Annotated in this window: 16 protein-coding genes; 7 read left to right on the forward strand and 9 right to left on the reverse strand. The window is 73.9% G+C overall.

Translation table 11 applies throughout. The annotated features are described in order from the left end of the window. Positions 1-95: 95 nt before the first annotated feature. From AB0953_RS13320 to AB0953_RS13330, 3 genes are read right to left on the reverse strand one after another with little or no spacing between them, the layout of a single operon-like run. Positions 96-449, reverse strand: coding sequence for a hypothetical protein (locus AB0953_RS13320; RefSeq protein ID WP_366859565.1), 354 nt, complete (start codon positions 447-449; stop codon positions 96-98). A 51-nt stretch (positions 450-500) separates the two neighbouring features. Beyond that, positions 501-1,484: a 5'-nucleotidase gene (locus AB0953_RS13325; RefSeq protein ID WP_366859566.1), complete on the reverse strand. Its 984-nt coding sequence runs from the start codon at positions 1,482-1,484 to the stop codon at positions 501-503. A 29-nt stretch (positions 1,485-1,513) separates the two neighbouring features. Further along, positions 1,514-2,128, reverse strand: coding sequence for a 2'-5' RNA ligase family protein (locus tag AB0953_RS13330; protein ID WP_366859567.1), 615 nt, complete (start codon positions 2,126-2,128; stop codon positions 1,514-1,516). A 157-nt stretch (positions 2,129-2,285) separates the two neighbouring features. On the opposite strand from AB0953_RS13330, the gene AB0953_RS13335 reads away from it, so the two are divergent. Then, a complete protein-coding gene (locus tag AB0953_RS13335; RefSeq protein WP_366859568.1) occupies positions 2,286-2,873 on the forward strand; it encodes a GNAT family N-acetyltransferase in 588 nt (195 codons plus the stop codon). Positions 2,874-2,882: 9 nt separating this feature from the next. On the opposite strand, the gene AB0953_RS13340 is transcribed toward AB0953_RS13335, so the two are convergent. Next, positions 2,883-3,770: a methyltransferase domain-containing protein gene (locus tag AB0953_RS13340; RefSeq protein ID WP_366859569.1), complete on the reverse strand. Its 888-nt coding sequence runs from the start codon at positions 3,768-3,770 to the stop codon at positions 2,883-2,885. Positions 3,771-3,926: 156 nt separating this feature from the next. Beyond that, the gene (locus AB0953_RS13345; protein ID WP_366859570.1) at positions 3,927-4,367 is read right to left on the reverse strand and encodes a nuclear transport factor 2 family protein; all 441 of its coding nucleotides are present in this window, start codon (positions 4,365-4,367) and stop codon (positions 3,927-3,929) included. A gap of 131 nt (positions 4,368-4,498) precedes the next feature. On the opposite strand from AB0953_RS13345, the gene AB0953_RS13350 reads away from it, so the two are divergent. Further along, a complete protein-coding gene (locus tag AB0953_RS13350; RefSeq protein ID WP_366859571.1) occupies positions 4,499-5,074 on the forward strand; it encodes a TetR family transcriptional regulator in 576 nt (191 codons plus the stop codon). A 25-nt stretch (positions 5,075-5,099) separates the two neighbouring features. Here AB0953_RS13350 and AB0953_RS13355 read toward each other — a convergent pair whose 3' ends face one another. Continuing rightward, a complete protein-coding gene (locus AB0953_RS13355; RefSeq protein ID WP_366859572.1) occupies positions 5,100-6,344 on the reverse strand; it encodes an enoyl-[acyl-carrier-protein] reductase FabV in 1,245 nt (414 codons plus the stop codon). A gap of 654 nt (positions 6,345-6,998) precedes the next feature. After that, on the reverse strand, positions 6,999-8,162 hold the full coding sequence (locus AB0953_RS13360) for a hypothetical protein (protein ID WP_366859573.1): 1,164 nt from the start codon (positions 8,160-8,162) through the stop codon (positions 6,999-7,001). 328 nt (positions 8,163-8,490) lie between these two features. On the opposite strand from AB0953_RS13360, the gene AB0953_RS13365 reads away from it, so the two are divergent. Both AB0953_RS13365 and AB0953_RS13370 read left to right on the forward strand, forming a co-directional pair. Beyond that, positions 8,491-8,994 (forward strand): C40 family peptidase, encoded by a 504-nt coding sequence (locus AB0953_RS13365; protein WP_366859574.1) that lies wholly within the window; start codon positions 8,491-8,493, stop codon positions 8,992-8,994. A 312-nt stretch (positions 8,995-9,306) separates the two neighbouring features. Beyond that, on the forward strand, positions 9,307-10,377 hold the full coding sequence (locus tag AB0953_RS13370) for a helix-turn-helix domain-containing protein (protein WP_366859575.1): 1,071 nt from the start codon (positions 9,307-9,309) through the stop codon (positions 10,375-10,377). Here the strand turns inward: AB0953_RS13370 and AB0953_RS13375 are convergent. Further along, the gene (locus tag AB0953_RS13375; protein ID WP_366859576.1) at positions 10,366-10,803 is read right to left on the reverse strand and encodes a hypothetical protein; all 438 of its coding nucleotides are present in this window, start codon (positions 10,801-10,803) and stop codon (positions 10,366-10,368) included. The genes AB0953_RS13370 and AB0953_RS13375 overlap by 12 nt on opposite strands. A 148-nt stretch (positions 10,804-10,951) precedes the next feature. Between AB0953_RS13375 and sigJ the strand changes: the two genes are divergently transcribed. From sigJ to AB0953_RS13390, 3 genes are all read left to right on the forward strand, one after another. Beyond that, positions 10,952-11,902 carry an RNA polymerase sigma factor SigJ gene (sigJ, locus tag AB0953_RS13380; protein ID WP_366859577.1) on the forward strand — a complete coding sequence of 317 codons (951 nt, stop codon included), beginning with the start codon at positions 10,952-10,954 and terminating at the stop codon, positions 11,900-11,902. Positions 11,903-12,012: 110 nt separating this feature from the next. Beyond that, complete coding sequence (locus AB0953_RS13385; RefSeq protein WP_366859578.1) at positions 12,013-12,468, forward strand: hypothetical protein; 456 nt, start codon at positions 12,013-12,015, stop codon at positions 12,466-12,468. A 59-nt stretch (positions 12,469-12,527) separates the two neighbouring features. Next, the gene (locus AB0953_RS13390; RefSeq protein ID WP_366859579.1) at positions 12,528-13,526 is read left to right on the forward strand and encodes a glutathione S-transferase C-terminal domain-containing protein; all 999 of its coding nucleotides are present in this window, start codon (positions 12,528-12,530) and stop codon (positions 13,524-13,526) included. A gap of 120 nt (positions 13,527-13,646) precedes the next feature. Here the strand turns inward: AB0953_RS13390 and AB0953_RS13395 are convergent, their stop codons facing one another. Then, positions 13,647-14,855: an aromatic acid exporter family protein gene (locus AB0953_RS13395; RefSeq protein ID WP_366859580.1), complete on the reverse strand. Its 1,209-nt coding sequence runs from the start codon at positions 14,853-14,855 to the stop codon at positions 13,647-13,649. Between the last annotated feature and the right edge of the window lie 32 nt (positions 14,856-14,887).

The raw sequence follows: 14,887 nt of genomic DNA on the forward strand, positions 1-14,887 counted from the left end.
CGGGGCGGGCCTCGGCGGGCAGGAAGGGGCGCGCGGGCGGGCGGCCGTGCGCCGTCCGGGTGCGGCAGAGGGATGCGTCGTCTGGTGGCGGGGGCTCAGGCACGGTCGGGCACCGCAGTGCGGAGGACCGGTCCCCATTCGCCGGCGTGTGCCGCGGTCGGATGCTCCCCTGCCGAGGCTCCTGCCGCGCGTTCGCTGAACTCGCTGAATTCACTGAATTCGCTGCGCTCGGTGTTCTCGCTGTTCTCGCTGCTTTCGCTCCTTTCGCTTCCTTCGCTCCCCTCCTTCGTCTCGCTGCCTTCGCTGCCCTCTTTCATACGGGTGAGCGCCGGCAGGTCCTCGTCTGCCGGAGCTCCCGGTTCCGCCTGAAGGGCGAGGAAGCGGCGGGCCGCGGCCCGGACCTCACTGGGGAACGACTCGAAGGGCGGTGAGAACGGCGCGTTCGACATGGCTGCCCCCTGGACGCGTCACACGTGTGATGACTCATCGTAGTGCGCCCGCTACGCCTGTCCAGGGGGGACGGGGCCCGCCTGGGGTCCGGATCCCGGTTCGCGGACCGGGGCGTTGGCCACTCCGAAAGGGATGTGCACGCTCGGGGTGGAAGGTGCTGTTCCGTTCAGGTGGGACACCTGGTCGTCGAAGAAGATGTGCGGGTCGAGGGTCTTCATCACCGCCGCCTTGTCTATGCCGCCGAGGAAGAAGGCGTCGTTGACCCGGAGTCCCCACTGCTTGAGGCTGGTCAGCGCCCGCTCGTGGGTGGGGGCGTCCCTGGCGGTGACCAGCGATACGCGCAGGCGCGGGCGGTAGGCGGGTTCCTCCTGCCGCCGGTCCTCCTCCCGGCGCTGGATGCGGTTGATCCCCGCGAGGAAGTCCCGCAACGGGCCCGGGTCGTGGGCGGTGGCGGCGTTGCGGACCTCGTGTGCGCGGAACCGGTCGATGCCGTCGGCCCGGTAGATCCGCTCGGCGGTGTCGTCGGCCAGCACCCCGTCGAAGTCGAAGGCGATGCGCAGTTCGGGGTCGCTCTCGTCGTCGGTGCGCGCCGTGGCGAGGACGTGGCCCGCGGGCAGCCCGGCGGCGACGGCGTCGCGGACGTCGGCGCCGTCGGCGGACAGGAACAGCGACATGTTCAGGGCCGGCATGAAGGGGTGCGGGGCCCGGCCCTGGCTGAAGACCGCCCGGCTGATCGGCAGGCCGTGCGCCGTGATCGAGCGCATGACGCGCAGGCCCGTGTCCGGGTCGTTGCGGGAGAGGATGATGACCTCGACCAGGGGGTCGTACCGGTCGGCGAGGTCGTTCAACGACAGCAGGCGTCTGACGAAGGGGAAGGCCACGCCCGGGGCGAGCACGTCGTCCGCGTGCTCCTCCTGGTACGTGCGGTAGGCCTCCTCCCCGTGCTGCCTGAACACGGCATCGGACTCGGCCAGTTCGAACAGGGCGCTGGAGGCGATGCCCACCACCAGGCGGTCGGACAGCTCGTACTTCATGCCCCATGCCTCTCCCGAACGCGCAGGCGCTACTCGGTTCTCCAGTCGATGGTGCCCGCGCCGAGGGCGATGGCCGCCCGCGGGCGCATCGGGTCGTCCGGGCCCCGCCGGGAGAGCAGGACCACCTCGTGGACCCGGGCCGTCTCGGTGCCCAGGCGGGCGGCGCACGCGGCGGCGAGGGGGACGGGGTCGCGGGTGCGGCCCAGGGAGAGGTGCGGGGTGAACCGCGCGTGCCGGCTGCGGCAGCGGGGGAAGGGCTCGGCCAGCGCCTGTTGCAGCCGGGTCCACGGGGCGGCCCCCGCCGCGGCCGGGTCGAGCCACACCGTGGAGTAGGCGCGGTGCCGGAAGTGCCGTACCCCGCTGAGCCGGATCTCGAACGGCTCCTGCGTGGCGGCGGCCTCGGCGAGCAGCGGGGCGGCCGCCCCGAAGTCCGCCTCGGGCACGAAGCCGAAGACCAGGTTGACGTGCGGGGGCCAGCGCCGGATCTGCGGGTCGTGGACCTGCCGGATGCTCTGGACGGCCTCCCAGAGCCGGGCGGGCGGCATCCATGCCACCGCCGTCCACGGTGTCGGCTCCACGTCCAGCCGCCCGGGGATACGGGGCGGCCCGCCCCGGGCACCGTACGCACCGCTGTCTGCGTCCACACTCCATCATGCCGCCGAGCCGCGCGGGAGCGGCGGAGCCCGCCTCTTCCGGGACTCGACCCGTGCGGGATATACCTGCCCGGGATGCGGGGCGGGCAGGCCCGCGCCGCCCCGCATGCCGACCGACCGCCCCTCGCACACCCCCTCGGGAATCGACATGACCCCTGCGCAGCGCCCCGGTACCCGGCCCGTCGAAGGGCTCGGGCAGGTCCTCCTCCGGCCGGTCGAGCCCGCCCGCGACGCGGAGCTGATCCACGGGTGGGTCAGCGAGGAGCGGGCCCGGTTCTGGGGCATGGCCGGCGCGAGCCGCCGGCTGGTGCAGGAGATCTACGAGGACCTCGACCGGCGGGACACCCACCACGCCTTCCTGGCGCTGCTGGACGGGGTGCCCGCCGCGCTGTTCCAGTCGTACGACTGCACGGCCGACCGCGTGTGCGAGTGCTACACGGCCCGGCCGGGCGACGTGGGCGTCCACCTGCTCATCGGCCCCGCCGCGGGGCCGGCCCGGCCGGGCTTCACCGGGGCCCTGCTGGACGCCTTCCTCGGCCACCTGTTCGCGCTGCCCGGCACCCGCCGCCTCGTCGCCGAACCGGACGCCCGCAACGCCAAGGCCGTGGCCCGCCTGGAACGCGCCGGGTTCGTACGGGGACCGGAGGTCGAGCTTCCCGAGATCGACCTCCCGGAGGTGCGCCTGCCGGCGAAGCGGGCCCGGCTGCTCTTCCTCGACGCACCGCCCCGGCGGTGAGGCCCCGGCTCAGGCGCCCTCAGGCGCCGGCAGCCGGCCCCATACGGTGAGCATTCCGGGCCCCAGTTCCGCCAGCCGGGGCGAGTCCAGGTAGGCGAGGGCCTCGTCGAGGGCCGCCGGCTCCAGGCGGCCGTCGGCCAGCAGCTCCGGCCGCATGCGCTCCAGGGTCTCGGTCCAGAACGCGGCGAGCGGGGAGCCCGGGGTCAGCGGCGGGCACACCAGTTCCGCGGCGACGCCCTCCAGGCCGGCGGCGCGCAGGAGGTGGGGGTAGCCGCGTACGGCGGCGATGTCGGTGCCGATCGTCTCCCCGAGGGTGCGCCACATGGCGTCCAGGGTGCGGCGGTAGGGGGAGGACGCGTCCGAGGGGTCGGGGACGTCCACCGCGTCACTGAGGACCAGGTGCCCGCCGGGGTTGAGCAGCTGTGCGAGGCGGCCCACGAGCTCGCGGCGCTCGGGCAGGTGCATCAGGACGAAGCGGGCGTGGACCAGGTCGAACGTGCCCAGCCCCGGCTCGGCGGCGAGCCGGGTGATGTCGGCCGTCCGCACGTGCAGCCGCGGTCCGGCGAACGGGGCGAGGCGGCCGGTGTCGCGGTCCAGGGCGACCACCTCGTCGGCGCCGGCTTCCTCGGCGAGCCAGCGGGCCACCGTTCCCGTGCCCGCGCCGACGTCCAGGCAGCGCCGGCCGGGTCCGGCGCCGAGGGCGTACAGCCGCTCCCGGGTGAACGGGTCGTAGACGAGCGCGGCATGGTCGATGCGGCCGCCCTCCTGCGGGTGCTCGGGCCGGAAGAGGGCCTCGCCGTACCGGCCGGCAGCGCCCGGTTCCGGTGCGGCAGCGCCCGGTTCCGGGTGCTCGTGCGGGGGCGGCGCGGGCGTGTGCTCCTCGGGTGCTGGCGACACCGCCGACTCCTTCCGCCGCGGGGCCCGGCGGCCCGGCGCTCCCAGGGTGGCGGGTACGGCCGGCGGAGCGCCCGGATTGCGCCGGGCGGGGGCGCGGCGTCCGGGGCCGGCGCCGCCGGGCGGCCCTGCGCAGCACGCAGCCGAGGCCCTCGGCTGCTACGGGGCGTTCAGTGCCGCCACCAGCCGGGGCACGTGGCCGCCGGCCACGATGAGGGCCAGGTGGTCGTGGAAGTCGCGGGTGTGGAGGATCAGGCCGTCACGGACCCGCAGCACCTGGATGTTGGCGGCCTCGACGGTCCGACCGGTGTCCCGGTTGTGCACCTCGTAGTCCCACTCGGCGACGATGACCTCCGGGTCGCCGGTCTCCCGGACCACCACGTTCTTCGCGGTCAGCCGGAACGGCGAGACCGCGGCGACCTGCGCGAACCGCTCGTGCAGGGCGGCCCTCCCCTCGAAGCGGCGGGGGCCGACCGGTTCGAAGACGGTTTCCACCACGGCGTCCTCGGCGTAGAGCCGGGCCAGCTCTGCGAACCGTCCTTCGGTGATGCCCTCCAGCAGCATCCGGAAGACCTCGCGCGGCAACGGGGTTTCAGACATGATCAACCTCCGGCAGGGGGCGGGCGCTAGAATCGGACTAGCGACTCCGTTTCCACGACGATACGGACTGGCAACTCCGGTTGTCCAGGGCATTGCGGTCGCCCTGCCGGGCCGGAAAGGGGCAACAGGGGATGAATGCTGCTCAGCAGCGACCGCTGCGGGCGGACGCGGCGCGCAACCGGGCCAAGCTGCTGGACGCCGCCACGGAGGTGTTCACCACCCGCGGCGTCGGCGTACCCACCGAGGAGATCGCCCGGGCTGCCGGGGTCGGGGTCGGGACGCTCTTCCGGCACTTCCCGACCAAGGAGGCGCTCCTGGAAGCGGTGATGGTGCGCAGGCTGGAGGCCATCGCCGCCCGGACCGCGGAGCTGGCCGCCGGCGCCGAACCGGCCGAGGCCTTCTTCGACGCCTTCCGGCTGGTCGTGGAGCAGTCCGCGGGGAAGAACGAGTTCACCCGGGCACTCGCCGCGGCCGGGGTGGACGCGCACGCATCGCTGCAGGAGTCGAGCGCCGCGATCCGGGCGCAGCTGGCCCGGCTGCTGGCCGGCGCGCAGGAGGCCGGGGCGGTCCGTCCGGAATTGGAACTGACGGAACTGATCGCCCTGTTGGTGGGCACCACCGCGACCATGGAGCAGCTCGGAGCGGACCCGGGCGCCCGGGAGCGGATCTACGGCGTGGTCTTCGACGGGCTGCGGCCGCCGCGCTGACCCCGGTCGGCCTGGGGTCTCGGGATCACCGCCGGGTCCCGGACTCCTGGGGGGTCTGCGCACGGCGGCCCGGGCCGGCCGGCCACGGGACCGTGGTCTGGGCGGGGGCGTCGTAGTCGGTGCCGGGGACGTGCCACCCGTAGAGCCGGCCGACCTGCGCCCGGAACCAGTCGGTGTCGGCCAGTGCGGCCAGGGTTTGGGTGGTTGCGGCGGCCCAGCGTTCGCGGACGGCGGCCTGGACCTCGTCGTCCATCTCCCAGTCGTCCAGGCGGATCCGCTGCTCCGGGTCGAGCCGGAGCGGCACCGCGCCGGTGAGCTGCCGCCACAGGGCGGCGGCCTGCCGGGCGGTGCTCTGGAAGTCGTCGCCGAGCACGGCGCGCAGGAGGCTGGTGTAGAGGGCGATGGACGGGATGGCGGTCGAGGCCTGGGTCACGGCGGCGCCGGCGACCACGGTGTGGGCGCGTCCCCCGAGCGGAGCCAGGTCCTGCTGAAGACGGCGCGCGGTGTCCTCCAGGTGCTGCTTGGCCGCGCCGATGGTGCCCGCCCGGTAGATCGGTGCGGTCAGGTCCGAGCCCACGTAGGAGAGCGCCACCGTGTGGAAGCCGTCGTGGACGAGGCCGCGTTCCGCCAGGGCGTCGACCCACAGCTTCCAGTCGGCGCCGCCCATGACCTGCACGGTGGCGTCGCGCTCCGCGTCGTCTGCAGGCCGGAGCTCCAGTGAGCCGACCCGTGCGGTGCCGTCCTCACCGTCGAACTGCAGGGTCTTGGCCCGGTACGCGGATCCCAGCGGCTTGATCACCGAGTTGTGGACCTCACCGGTGAGGGGGTCGGTGCGGCGGGGAGCGGCGATGCTGTAGACGAGGTGGTCGACCCTGCCGTACCGGGCGGCGAGGTGGTCCAGTGCCTGCTCCTTGGCCCCGGTGGAGAAGGCGTCCGCGTTGAGGAAGGCGAAATCACCGTCCGCACCCGCGAGTTCGGCGGTGCGGGCGGTCCGGTACCAGCCGCCGGAGGCGGTGCGGCGCTCGGTCTCGGGGGCCTCGAAGGCGATACCGAGTCCGCGCACGCCGTGGGTGCGCAGCCCGGTGACGGTGGCGGCGAGGCCGTAGCCGGCGCTGGAGCCGATGATCAGGGCAACCGGTCCCGCTCCGGGCGGGCCCTGGGGTGCGGGGGCGCTCTGCCACAACTCGTCGACGACGGCGGCGCAGCCCCCGGGATGCGCATTGACGTACAGGAAGCCGCGGTTGCCGGGCTGGATCTCGCGGAGGGGCATCGATTTCCTTCGTGCTGTCGGGACATGGCCGGCCGGGACTCCATCCTGCGCCGGTCAACGCACGGGCCGATGTGGCGAGATGCGTCAGGGTCCGCCCGGGAATCTTGTCGATGTCGTTCTATCCGCGCCACGGGCTCCGCGCGGCGATGCCGGCGACGCCGTCGGGCGTCGCGGCCAGGCGCCGCGGCGGGAGCGCTGCCGCGGAGCGGCACCGGAGGGCCTCCCGGTGCCCGTGCGCGCGGTCGCCAACTCACCTTCCCCGCAACCGCATGGGAACCACATTCTGCTTTCCCGGCGTACGCGGTGTCCTGGTCTTCGCCGCCACGGGGCCCAGCCCCTTCGGGGGGCGCCGCCGAGGCCGTCCTGTACCGGACCGTCTTCGAGGAGCCCGATCTCGACGGCGTCCCGGCGGAGCCGGCTCCCCTGCTGGGGTCCTGCCTGGCCAAGGAGCCCGCCGGGCGGCCGCGGGTGGAGGAGGTGCCGGCCCGGCTGGCGGGTCCGGGGACGGGGCGCAGTGGCTTCCGCCGGGTGTCAGCGCGATGGTCGGCGAGCGCAGGGCCGCGACACTGCTGCTCGACTGCCGCGGGCGGGGCGGGCCGTTGACGCGGTCGTGCCGAAGCGCTGGTGCCGCCCCCGGCGGGACCGGCAGGCCGGTCACCGGCCGGCCGGCGGCTCCTGGGGCTGCGGCTGCGGGGTGGGGGCCTGGTCGGTGGCGAGCCCGGCGAGGAGGGCCTCCGCGAGGCCCTCACGGCGCATGCGCTGGTCCACGTACAGCAGGGAGCTCACCAGCTGGGTGAAGCCGATCTGGAACATCTGGCCGACGGCGCCGCCCAGGACCGCGATGAGCAGGCCGCTCACCAGGGCGGTGACCGCCCCGGCCGAGGGGCCGGCCCCCTCGGGCACGCCCTGCAGGGCGGCCACCAGCGTGACCGAGCCCACGAGGTTGAACGGCAGTTGGATCAGCCAGGCGATCGCGCTGCCGAGCAGGCCGGCGAGCACGGTGATGCCGAAGACGCGCCACCAGTCGCCCCGGACGAGTGCGGCCGAGCGGCGCAGCGCGGTGATCGGACCCGCGTCCTCCATGACGACGGCGGCCGGGGCCAGGGCGAACCGGGTGGTCAGCCAGACGGCCGGCGGCAAGGCGGCCAGCAGCAGGACCGGCGGGAGGCCCAGCAGCGCGGTCGCACGGTCGGCGGCGGCCGCGGAGACCATCACCGGTACGGCCACCGCCAGGGCGAGCAGCACCGGGAAGGCGGCGATCACGGCGGTGAGGAACAGGGCGCCGGCCACCGCGGGAGCACGCCGGAGCGTGGCTCGCCACAGGGCGCGGAAGCTCGTGGGGCGGCCCATGACGGCTTCTTTCAGGACCGCCGGACAGAGCGCGGCGAGAACCGCCATGCCCAGCAGGCCGATCAGGCCGAGGAGGACCAGCACCACGCAGGCGGCGACGACCAGCGCAACGACGTCCTCGGCCGCCGGTTCCTCGCCCGGCGGGAGGTCGAAGACGGGCCCGATGTGGCGGTGCACGGCTGCCACGGCGACGCCCACGACGAGGGCCATCACCGGCAGGACGCAGGCTTGAACGGCCAGGATCACTCCGGCCAGTTGCTTCCAGTGGCGGCGGATGGTCGCGAACGAGCCGCTCAGTATCTCGCCGAGGGCCAGGGGGCGCAGCGGAACCACGCCCGGCTGCGGTGCCGTGGGCGGTGGCGGTGGCGGCCAGGCTCCCGGCCCCCACTGCGGGGCGCTGCCCCAGCCGCCCCCGTACTCCCCCGCCCCTGGGAACCCGGTGTCTCCCGGTCCGCTGTCGTGCGTCATGCGCGTGCTCCGTACGTCGTCCCCCGATGGAGGCACAACATAACCCAGGCGATCAGGGGCATGACAGCGATGCCCGGTGGCCGCAAGGCCCCCGGGAAGGGCCCGTCGGGAAGGTGCTCCGGAAGGCCGAACCGGCCTGATCCGCCGAGCACATCATCCTTATTTATCCGGGTCTTTTTACCCAACCGAGATATTTGGCGGCGTGTCCGAAAACCTCCTCCACACATCGGCCGAGAACAATGGGCGGTCGTCGCGACCCAGTACACATGTGACCGAAGAGCAACCTTTCCCGGCCGTTCCTGCACCTGAATGCGGAAGGGGATCACGATTGCCCTGCTCCACGAACGACCAGAGCCAGTCCGCCATGACCCTCAAACCGAGAACGGGCAGAACCCGGCGCACGACCCGCGGTCTCACCGTCTTCCTCATAATCGCCCTCGCCACCGTCTCCACCCCCGCCACACCGGCCGAGGCGGCCTCCACCTACGGCGCGAAAGCGGTCGTCATCGCCGCCTCCAAGAAGGGCGCCCCGTACGCGTACGGCGCCACCGGCCCCAGGAAATTCGACTGCTCGGGCCTCACGCTCTACGCCTTCCGAAAGGCGGGGCGGCCGCTTCCCCGTACTGCCGAGCAGCAATACCGGAGCACCCATCACATTTCGCGCCACCAGCGCGTTCCAGGAGACCTGGTGTTCTTCCTCACCGGCTCCGCCATTGCCCACGTGGGCATTTACGCCGGCCACGACAAGATCTGGCACGCACCCCGACCCGGCACCCGCGTACGGCTGGAACACATCTGGACCCGCAACACCCGCTACAGCCGCGCGGACTGATCGCTGTGCTGACGGGCTGCGGCTTTCCGGTGAATTTCGCAGCGCCCTGCGCGCCCCCGTCACGGCCGTCTCCGGCCCGTTCCCCCGCAAAGGCAGGAGCCCGCGACCCCCGTGCGCGGGCCCCCGCCTCACCTCGCGACAGGCGAGAACGATCAACACGCTAGGGCCGGAAGTCCCGCTCGGCCGGGGGCAGTCGGCGCCAGTCGGGGGACCGCGCGCGCCGCAGCGGGACTTTCGGTGCCTCGTGGGGGACATCCGGCGCCATGCGCCCGCGATCATCTTGAAATCGGATCTGGTCTATGCTCACCCGCTGTGGCCTCGCATGCGCATTCGGGGACGACCTCCTCCGCCCTCACCCGACTGAACCTCAACGCCGCACGCCTGATCGGCATACCCCCGGCCGGCTACGCGCACCTGCTGGGCCTCGCGCCCGAGCACCTCAACGACGACCTGTGCCGCACCCCCACCCTGACGAGCATCCGTATCGCGGAGCTGATGACCGCGCACGCTCCCTGGACCGCGGTGGCCTCGGCCCTCGCCCAGCAGGCGGGCATCGGCAGCCTCGGCGTCTGGGACTACCTGATCACCTCTGCGCCCACACCGCTCGAGGGGATGCGGGACGCCTCGGCGTGCTTCGCCGCCGTCGCCGACGTCGGCACGGACAGCCTCGCGATCAGCGAGGACGGGGACCAGATCACGATCAGCCACGTCAACGACGCGGATCTGGCGTACGAGGCCGCCTGCGCGGTGCACGCCGGCTCGCTGGCCGTCTACAACCAGCGGCTGTGTGCGGCCGCACAGCGTCCGCTGGTACCGCTGCGCGTCGCCCTGGCCGCCGAAGCACCGCGCCGGCACCGCGAGCTGACCGAGCTGTACGGCACCCGCTCCATCGACTTCGAGGCACCGGTCAGCTCGATCACGTTCCTCGCCTCGGAGCTGACCGCGGCCTCGCCCCGCGCCCAGCCCGGTCTGTCGGCCGTGCTGCGCAGACACGCCGAGCAGATGCTCGCCGCATCGGTCCCGCTGCACGACTGGCTGGACCTCTTCCGCACCGCCCTGGCCTCCGTCCACGACGAGACCACTCCGACGCTGCCGGCGGTGGCGCGGCGCATGGCCCTCAGCACCCGGACCCTGCAGCGCCGCCTCGACGAACACGGCACCACGTGGAGCGCCGAGCTCGAGGCCGTGCGCCGCGACCGCATCACCCGGCTGCTGCACGACACCGACCTCGGCATCGACGCCATCGCGGCCCGCAGCGGGTACGCCGACGCCCGGGCCCTGCGCCGTGCGGTCCAGCGCTGGTACGGCACCACACCGGCCGCCCTGCGCCGCGCCGGCCGCCCGCCCGCGGCGGCGCGGGAGCCGTCCGGGTCACGGGGCTGAGGACCGCGCCTGCGTCCGGGCCGCACGGCTGCGGCCGGCGGCGGGCCGCGGGGCGGACAGCGCCCGGCCCAGCGCGAGCAGGCTCAGCCCGAACATGAGGACGCCCAGGGGGACGTGGACGGACGGTATGCGCGCGATGCCGAGCACCACCTGGACGGAGGCGAGGAGGAGGAAGCCGGACGCGTGGGCGACGGGTCGGGGGGACCCGCCGCCCGGCCGCCAGGCCAGGATCGCGGCGAGCACGTACAGCATGGAGGCGCCGTACATCACGCGCGCGCCGACGCCGTGCAGGAGCTCCCCGTGGGCGGAGGACAGCAACAGCCCTGCGGTGACCGCCTGGAAGAAGAGCGAGGCGGTCTGCAGGGCCGTCGCGATCTGCACGAACGTGGGTCGGGTTCGCTGTCGGGCCTTCGGCTGGTCGGTCATGGCACGGGTCCCCTCGTCTGCCTTTGCGGCGTCGGTTCGGCGGTCTCTCGGTGGTCCGACGACGCAGGGCCGCGCAATGTGAGGCGACGTGACGACGATCACCCTGCGACGATCGGGCCGGAAGAACGACGAAGGGAGCGGCGCGCGCATGAACACCCCGTCCGATGCGGTGCAGGAGCGGTCCGAGCCGGACCCCGGCGCGGTCACCGGCGAGCGGAGCCGGCTGACCAACCTCGCGTACCGGCTGCTCGGTTCGCTGGCCGAGGCGGAGGACGCCGTGCAGGAGACCTACGCCCGCTGGTACGCGATGCCGCGGGAGCAGCAGGAGGCCGTCGCATCGCCCGGCGCCTGGCTGACGACCGTGGCCGGCCGGGTCTGCCTCGACCTGCTCGGCTCCGCCCGGGTCCGGCGCGAGCGCTACGTCGGCGAGTGGATACCCGAGCCGCTGCCGGACCGTGCGCAGTGGATCGGCGGGACGGCGGGCGGCGGCAGCCGCGAGCCGGCCGATCCCGCCGACCGGATCACCTTGGACGAGTCGGTGGGCATGGCCTTCCTCGTGGTGCTGGAGTCGATGACACCGGCCGAGCGGGTGGCGTTCGTCCTGCACGACGTCTTCCGCTACCCGTTCGCCGAGGTCGCGGCGATCGTCGGCCGCACTCCGGCGGCCTGCCGGCAGCTGGCGGCCTCGGCCCGCCGCCGGGTACGCGCCGTGCAGGGCCCGGCCGCTACCCCGCCGACCGGGCAGGCCCTGCTCGTGGTGCGGCAGTTCAAGGAGGCGTGGGAGGCCAAGGACATCGGGGCCCTGGTCGCCCTGCTCGACCCCGGTGCCCGCATGGTGGCCGACGGCGGCGGGCTGGTCGGCGCCGTCCTGCGCCCGGTCGAGGGCAGCGAGCGCATCGCCCGGTACCTCGTCCACATCGCCGGCCGGTCCCCGGGGCTGACGCTCCTGGAGAGGACGGTGAACGGCCGGCCGGGCCTGGTCGCCCAGCGGGCCGGCGCCACCGTCACCGTGGCGGCGCTCGACCTCGCCGACGGCCGCATCACGCACATCTGGGCGGTCCGCAACCCGGAGAAGCTCCGTCCCTGGGACCTCGGCTAGGTCGGCGAGGGCGGAGCGAGAGTGCGGCGAGAGGGCCGGGGGTGAGCATGTGCAGGCATTTTCCTCCACCCACCCCTCGGAAAGGGACAGCCCCTATGTTGTCTGTGCGCATGCGCCGACGCCTCACCGCCGCCCTCGTCGGCACGCTCGTCGCGGGGGCGGCCGCCGCCGCTCCGGCCCACGCCAAGGACGGATCGACCCGCTTCGGGGACAACACCGTCTCCATCGGCGCCGTCGCGTACGCCCCCAAGTGGGCCATCACGGTCGACGTCACGTACTCCTGTGAGCCTCCGCAGTCCAAGGGCTGGGAGCCGCATCTGGGCGTGGTCTGGCGGCTCGCCGACAAGCGGGATTCGAACGTCCGCAGCCCCCGCGGCGGAGCCCAGGTCAACTTCCCCCAGCTGACCTGCGACAAGAAGCCGCATACCGTCAAGGTGAACGCGCCCGCGGGGTGGCCGGAGGACAGCCTGCCGTTCGGCAAGGGCGACCCGGTGCAGGTCACGGCCCTGCTGAGCCCGCCTGAGGGCGCTCCGCTGGCCGAGATCGTCAAGGTCTCGACCCTCTGACACCGCGCGGGCGGGCGGGCGACGCGTTCGCGGGAGCGGTTTCGGGGTAGGCGCCGCAGGTGAGCTACGTCACGCGCGGCAAGGAGTACTCCCGGGACAGCCGGTACATCCGCACGCGGATCACCGCCGACGGGAGGGACGGCTTCCCGGTCGAGCCCGGGCGGTACCGGCTGGTGGTCAGCCGGGCCTGCCCGTGGGCGAGCCGGGCGGTGGTCGTCCGGCGCCTCCTCGGGCTGGAGGAGGCGCTGCCGATGGCCATCGCCGGGCCCGTGCACGACGAGCGCAGCTGGACCTTCGACCTCGATCCCGGCGGGCGGGACCCCGTACTCGGCATCGAGCGGCTGCAGGAGGCGTACCTCGCGCGGGACCCCGGATACGACCGGGGCATCACGGTGCCGGCGATCGTGGACGTCCCGACCGGCAAGGTGGTGACCAACGACTTCGTGCAGATCACGCTGGACATGTCGCAGGAGTGGAGCGCCCACCACCGGGCCGGTGCGCCCGATCTGTACCCGGCCCGGCTGCGGCCGGAGATCGACGCGGTGAACGACGTGGTCTACCGGGACGTCAACAACGGCGTCTACCGGGCCGGGTTCGCCGGCTCGCAGGAGGCCTACACCGCCGCGTACGAGCGGCTGTTCGCCCGGCTCGACCGGCTCTCCGCCCGGCTCGCGCACGCCCGGTACCTCGTCGGCGACACGATCACCGAGGCGGACGTGCGGCTCTTCACCACGCTGGTCCGCTTCGACGCCGTGTACCACGGGCACTTCAAGTGCAACCGCCACAAGCTGGCCGAGATGCCGGTGCTCTGGGCGTATGCGCGGGACCTGTTCCAGACGCCCGGCTTCGGCGACACCGTCGACTTCGACCACATCAAGCGCCACTACCACCTCGTGCACGAGGACATCAATCCCACCGGCATCGTGCCGGCCGGGCCCGAGCTCTCGGGCTGGCTTGCCCCGCACGGCCGCGCCGCCCTGGGCGGGCGCCCCTTCGGGGAAGGTACCGCCCCGGGTCCCGTGCCCGCCGGGGAACGGGTTCCGGCCCTGTCCCCCTGAGGCGGACCACGTCCTCGCCGCCACCCCGCCCCGCCGCCGTCCCGCCCGGCCCCGCCGTACCAGCGCGGCGAGGCGCCGTGCGGGGCGGCCGCGGGGCGGTAAGCCCGTCCGGTCGGACCGCTAGCGCGACCGCTCGGGGCCGTCCCGTCCGGTGAGGCGCTCGCGCAGCCGGGCCGGGCGGCGGGTGCGGGTGTGGTGGTCGAGTTCCTCCAGCAGGCGCTGGGAGCGCTTGTCGACGCCCAGTTCGTCGAGCACCCGGTCGATGTCGGTGAGCAGCGCGCCGTGGAACTGCCACTGCTCGGGTTCGACGCGGGCGGAGGCCAGCAGCAGCTCCGCGAGCCGGTCGCGGTGGCTGCGCGCCACGTCCAGCTCGGCGGTCAGCCGGGCCTCCGCCTCCTCCGCGTTGGCGGTGACCTGCGCGGTGATCAGCTGGGCGAAGCTCTCCACGGCCACGGCGGTGTGGCGCAGCACCTCGCGCAGCGCCGCCGCGGTCGGGGCGTCGAAGAGCGGGCGGTCGGGGCGGGCCTTGGCCAGGTCGGTCACGGTCCGGCAGGCCACGCGGAGCACCACCGCGCAGATCTCCAGGGTGTCCAGGCCGGTGCGGAGCACCAGCCGGAAGAGCAGTCCCTCCTTGACCCGCGGGTTGAGCCGGAGGCTGTCCTCGGCCTGCCGGAGGGCGGCGTCGACCTGGGCGATGTCGTTGTCGAGCCGCCGCGCCTCGTGGAGGCGGGCCGCTGCCTGCTCGACCTTGGCCGGGCCGAGGGGCTCCTCCCCGAGGTGGTGGAGCAGGCCGCTCATCCGCCGTGCGAGGTCGGTGATGGCGGCTCCGGCCGGGCCGACCCACAGGGGCGGGGCCACGAGGAGGTTGACCAGCAGGCCGATCACGGCGCCGATGACCGTTTCGAGGACCCGGTCCCATGCGGTGTTCGCCACCTGGGTGACGCCGAGGACCAGCATGGCGCTGATCGCGACCTCGGGGACGAACTCGTCCACGCGCACCAGGTGGCCCACGGCCAGGGAGGCCAGGATCAGCAGGCCGAGGCTCCACCAGGTGAGGCCCACCAGCGCGCTGAAGCCGATGGCGATGAGGACGCCGACGACCACGGAGTTCACCCTGCGGATGCTGGTGGTGAGCGTGGAGTAGAGGGTGACCTGGACGACGAGCAGCGCCGTCAGCGGGGCGGTCAGCGGGCTCGGCTCGCTGCTGAGCCGGAGCGCGACCACGTAGCTGATGACGGCCGCCGCGGTGGAGCGCAGGGCTTGGACGGCGACCGGCTCGCGGCGGCGGCGGACGACCCGGAGGGCGAGGCTGCTGATCATTTCCGGCATGTCCGGGCGCCTTCCCGCGGCGGCGCCGGACG

The sequence above is a fragment of the Streptomyces sp. NPDC046866 genome (genome assembly GCF_040704625.1).
Classification (GTDB): Bacteria; Actinomycetota; Actinomycetes; order Streptomycetales; family Streptomycetaceae; genus Streptomyces.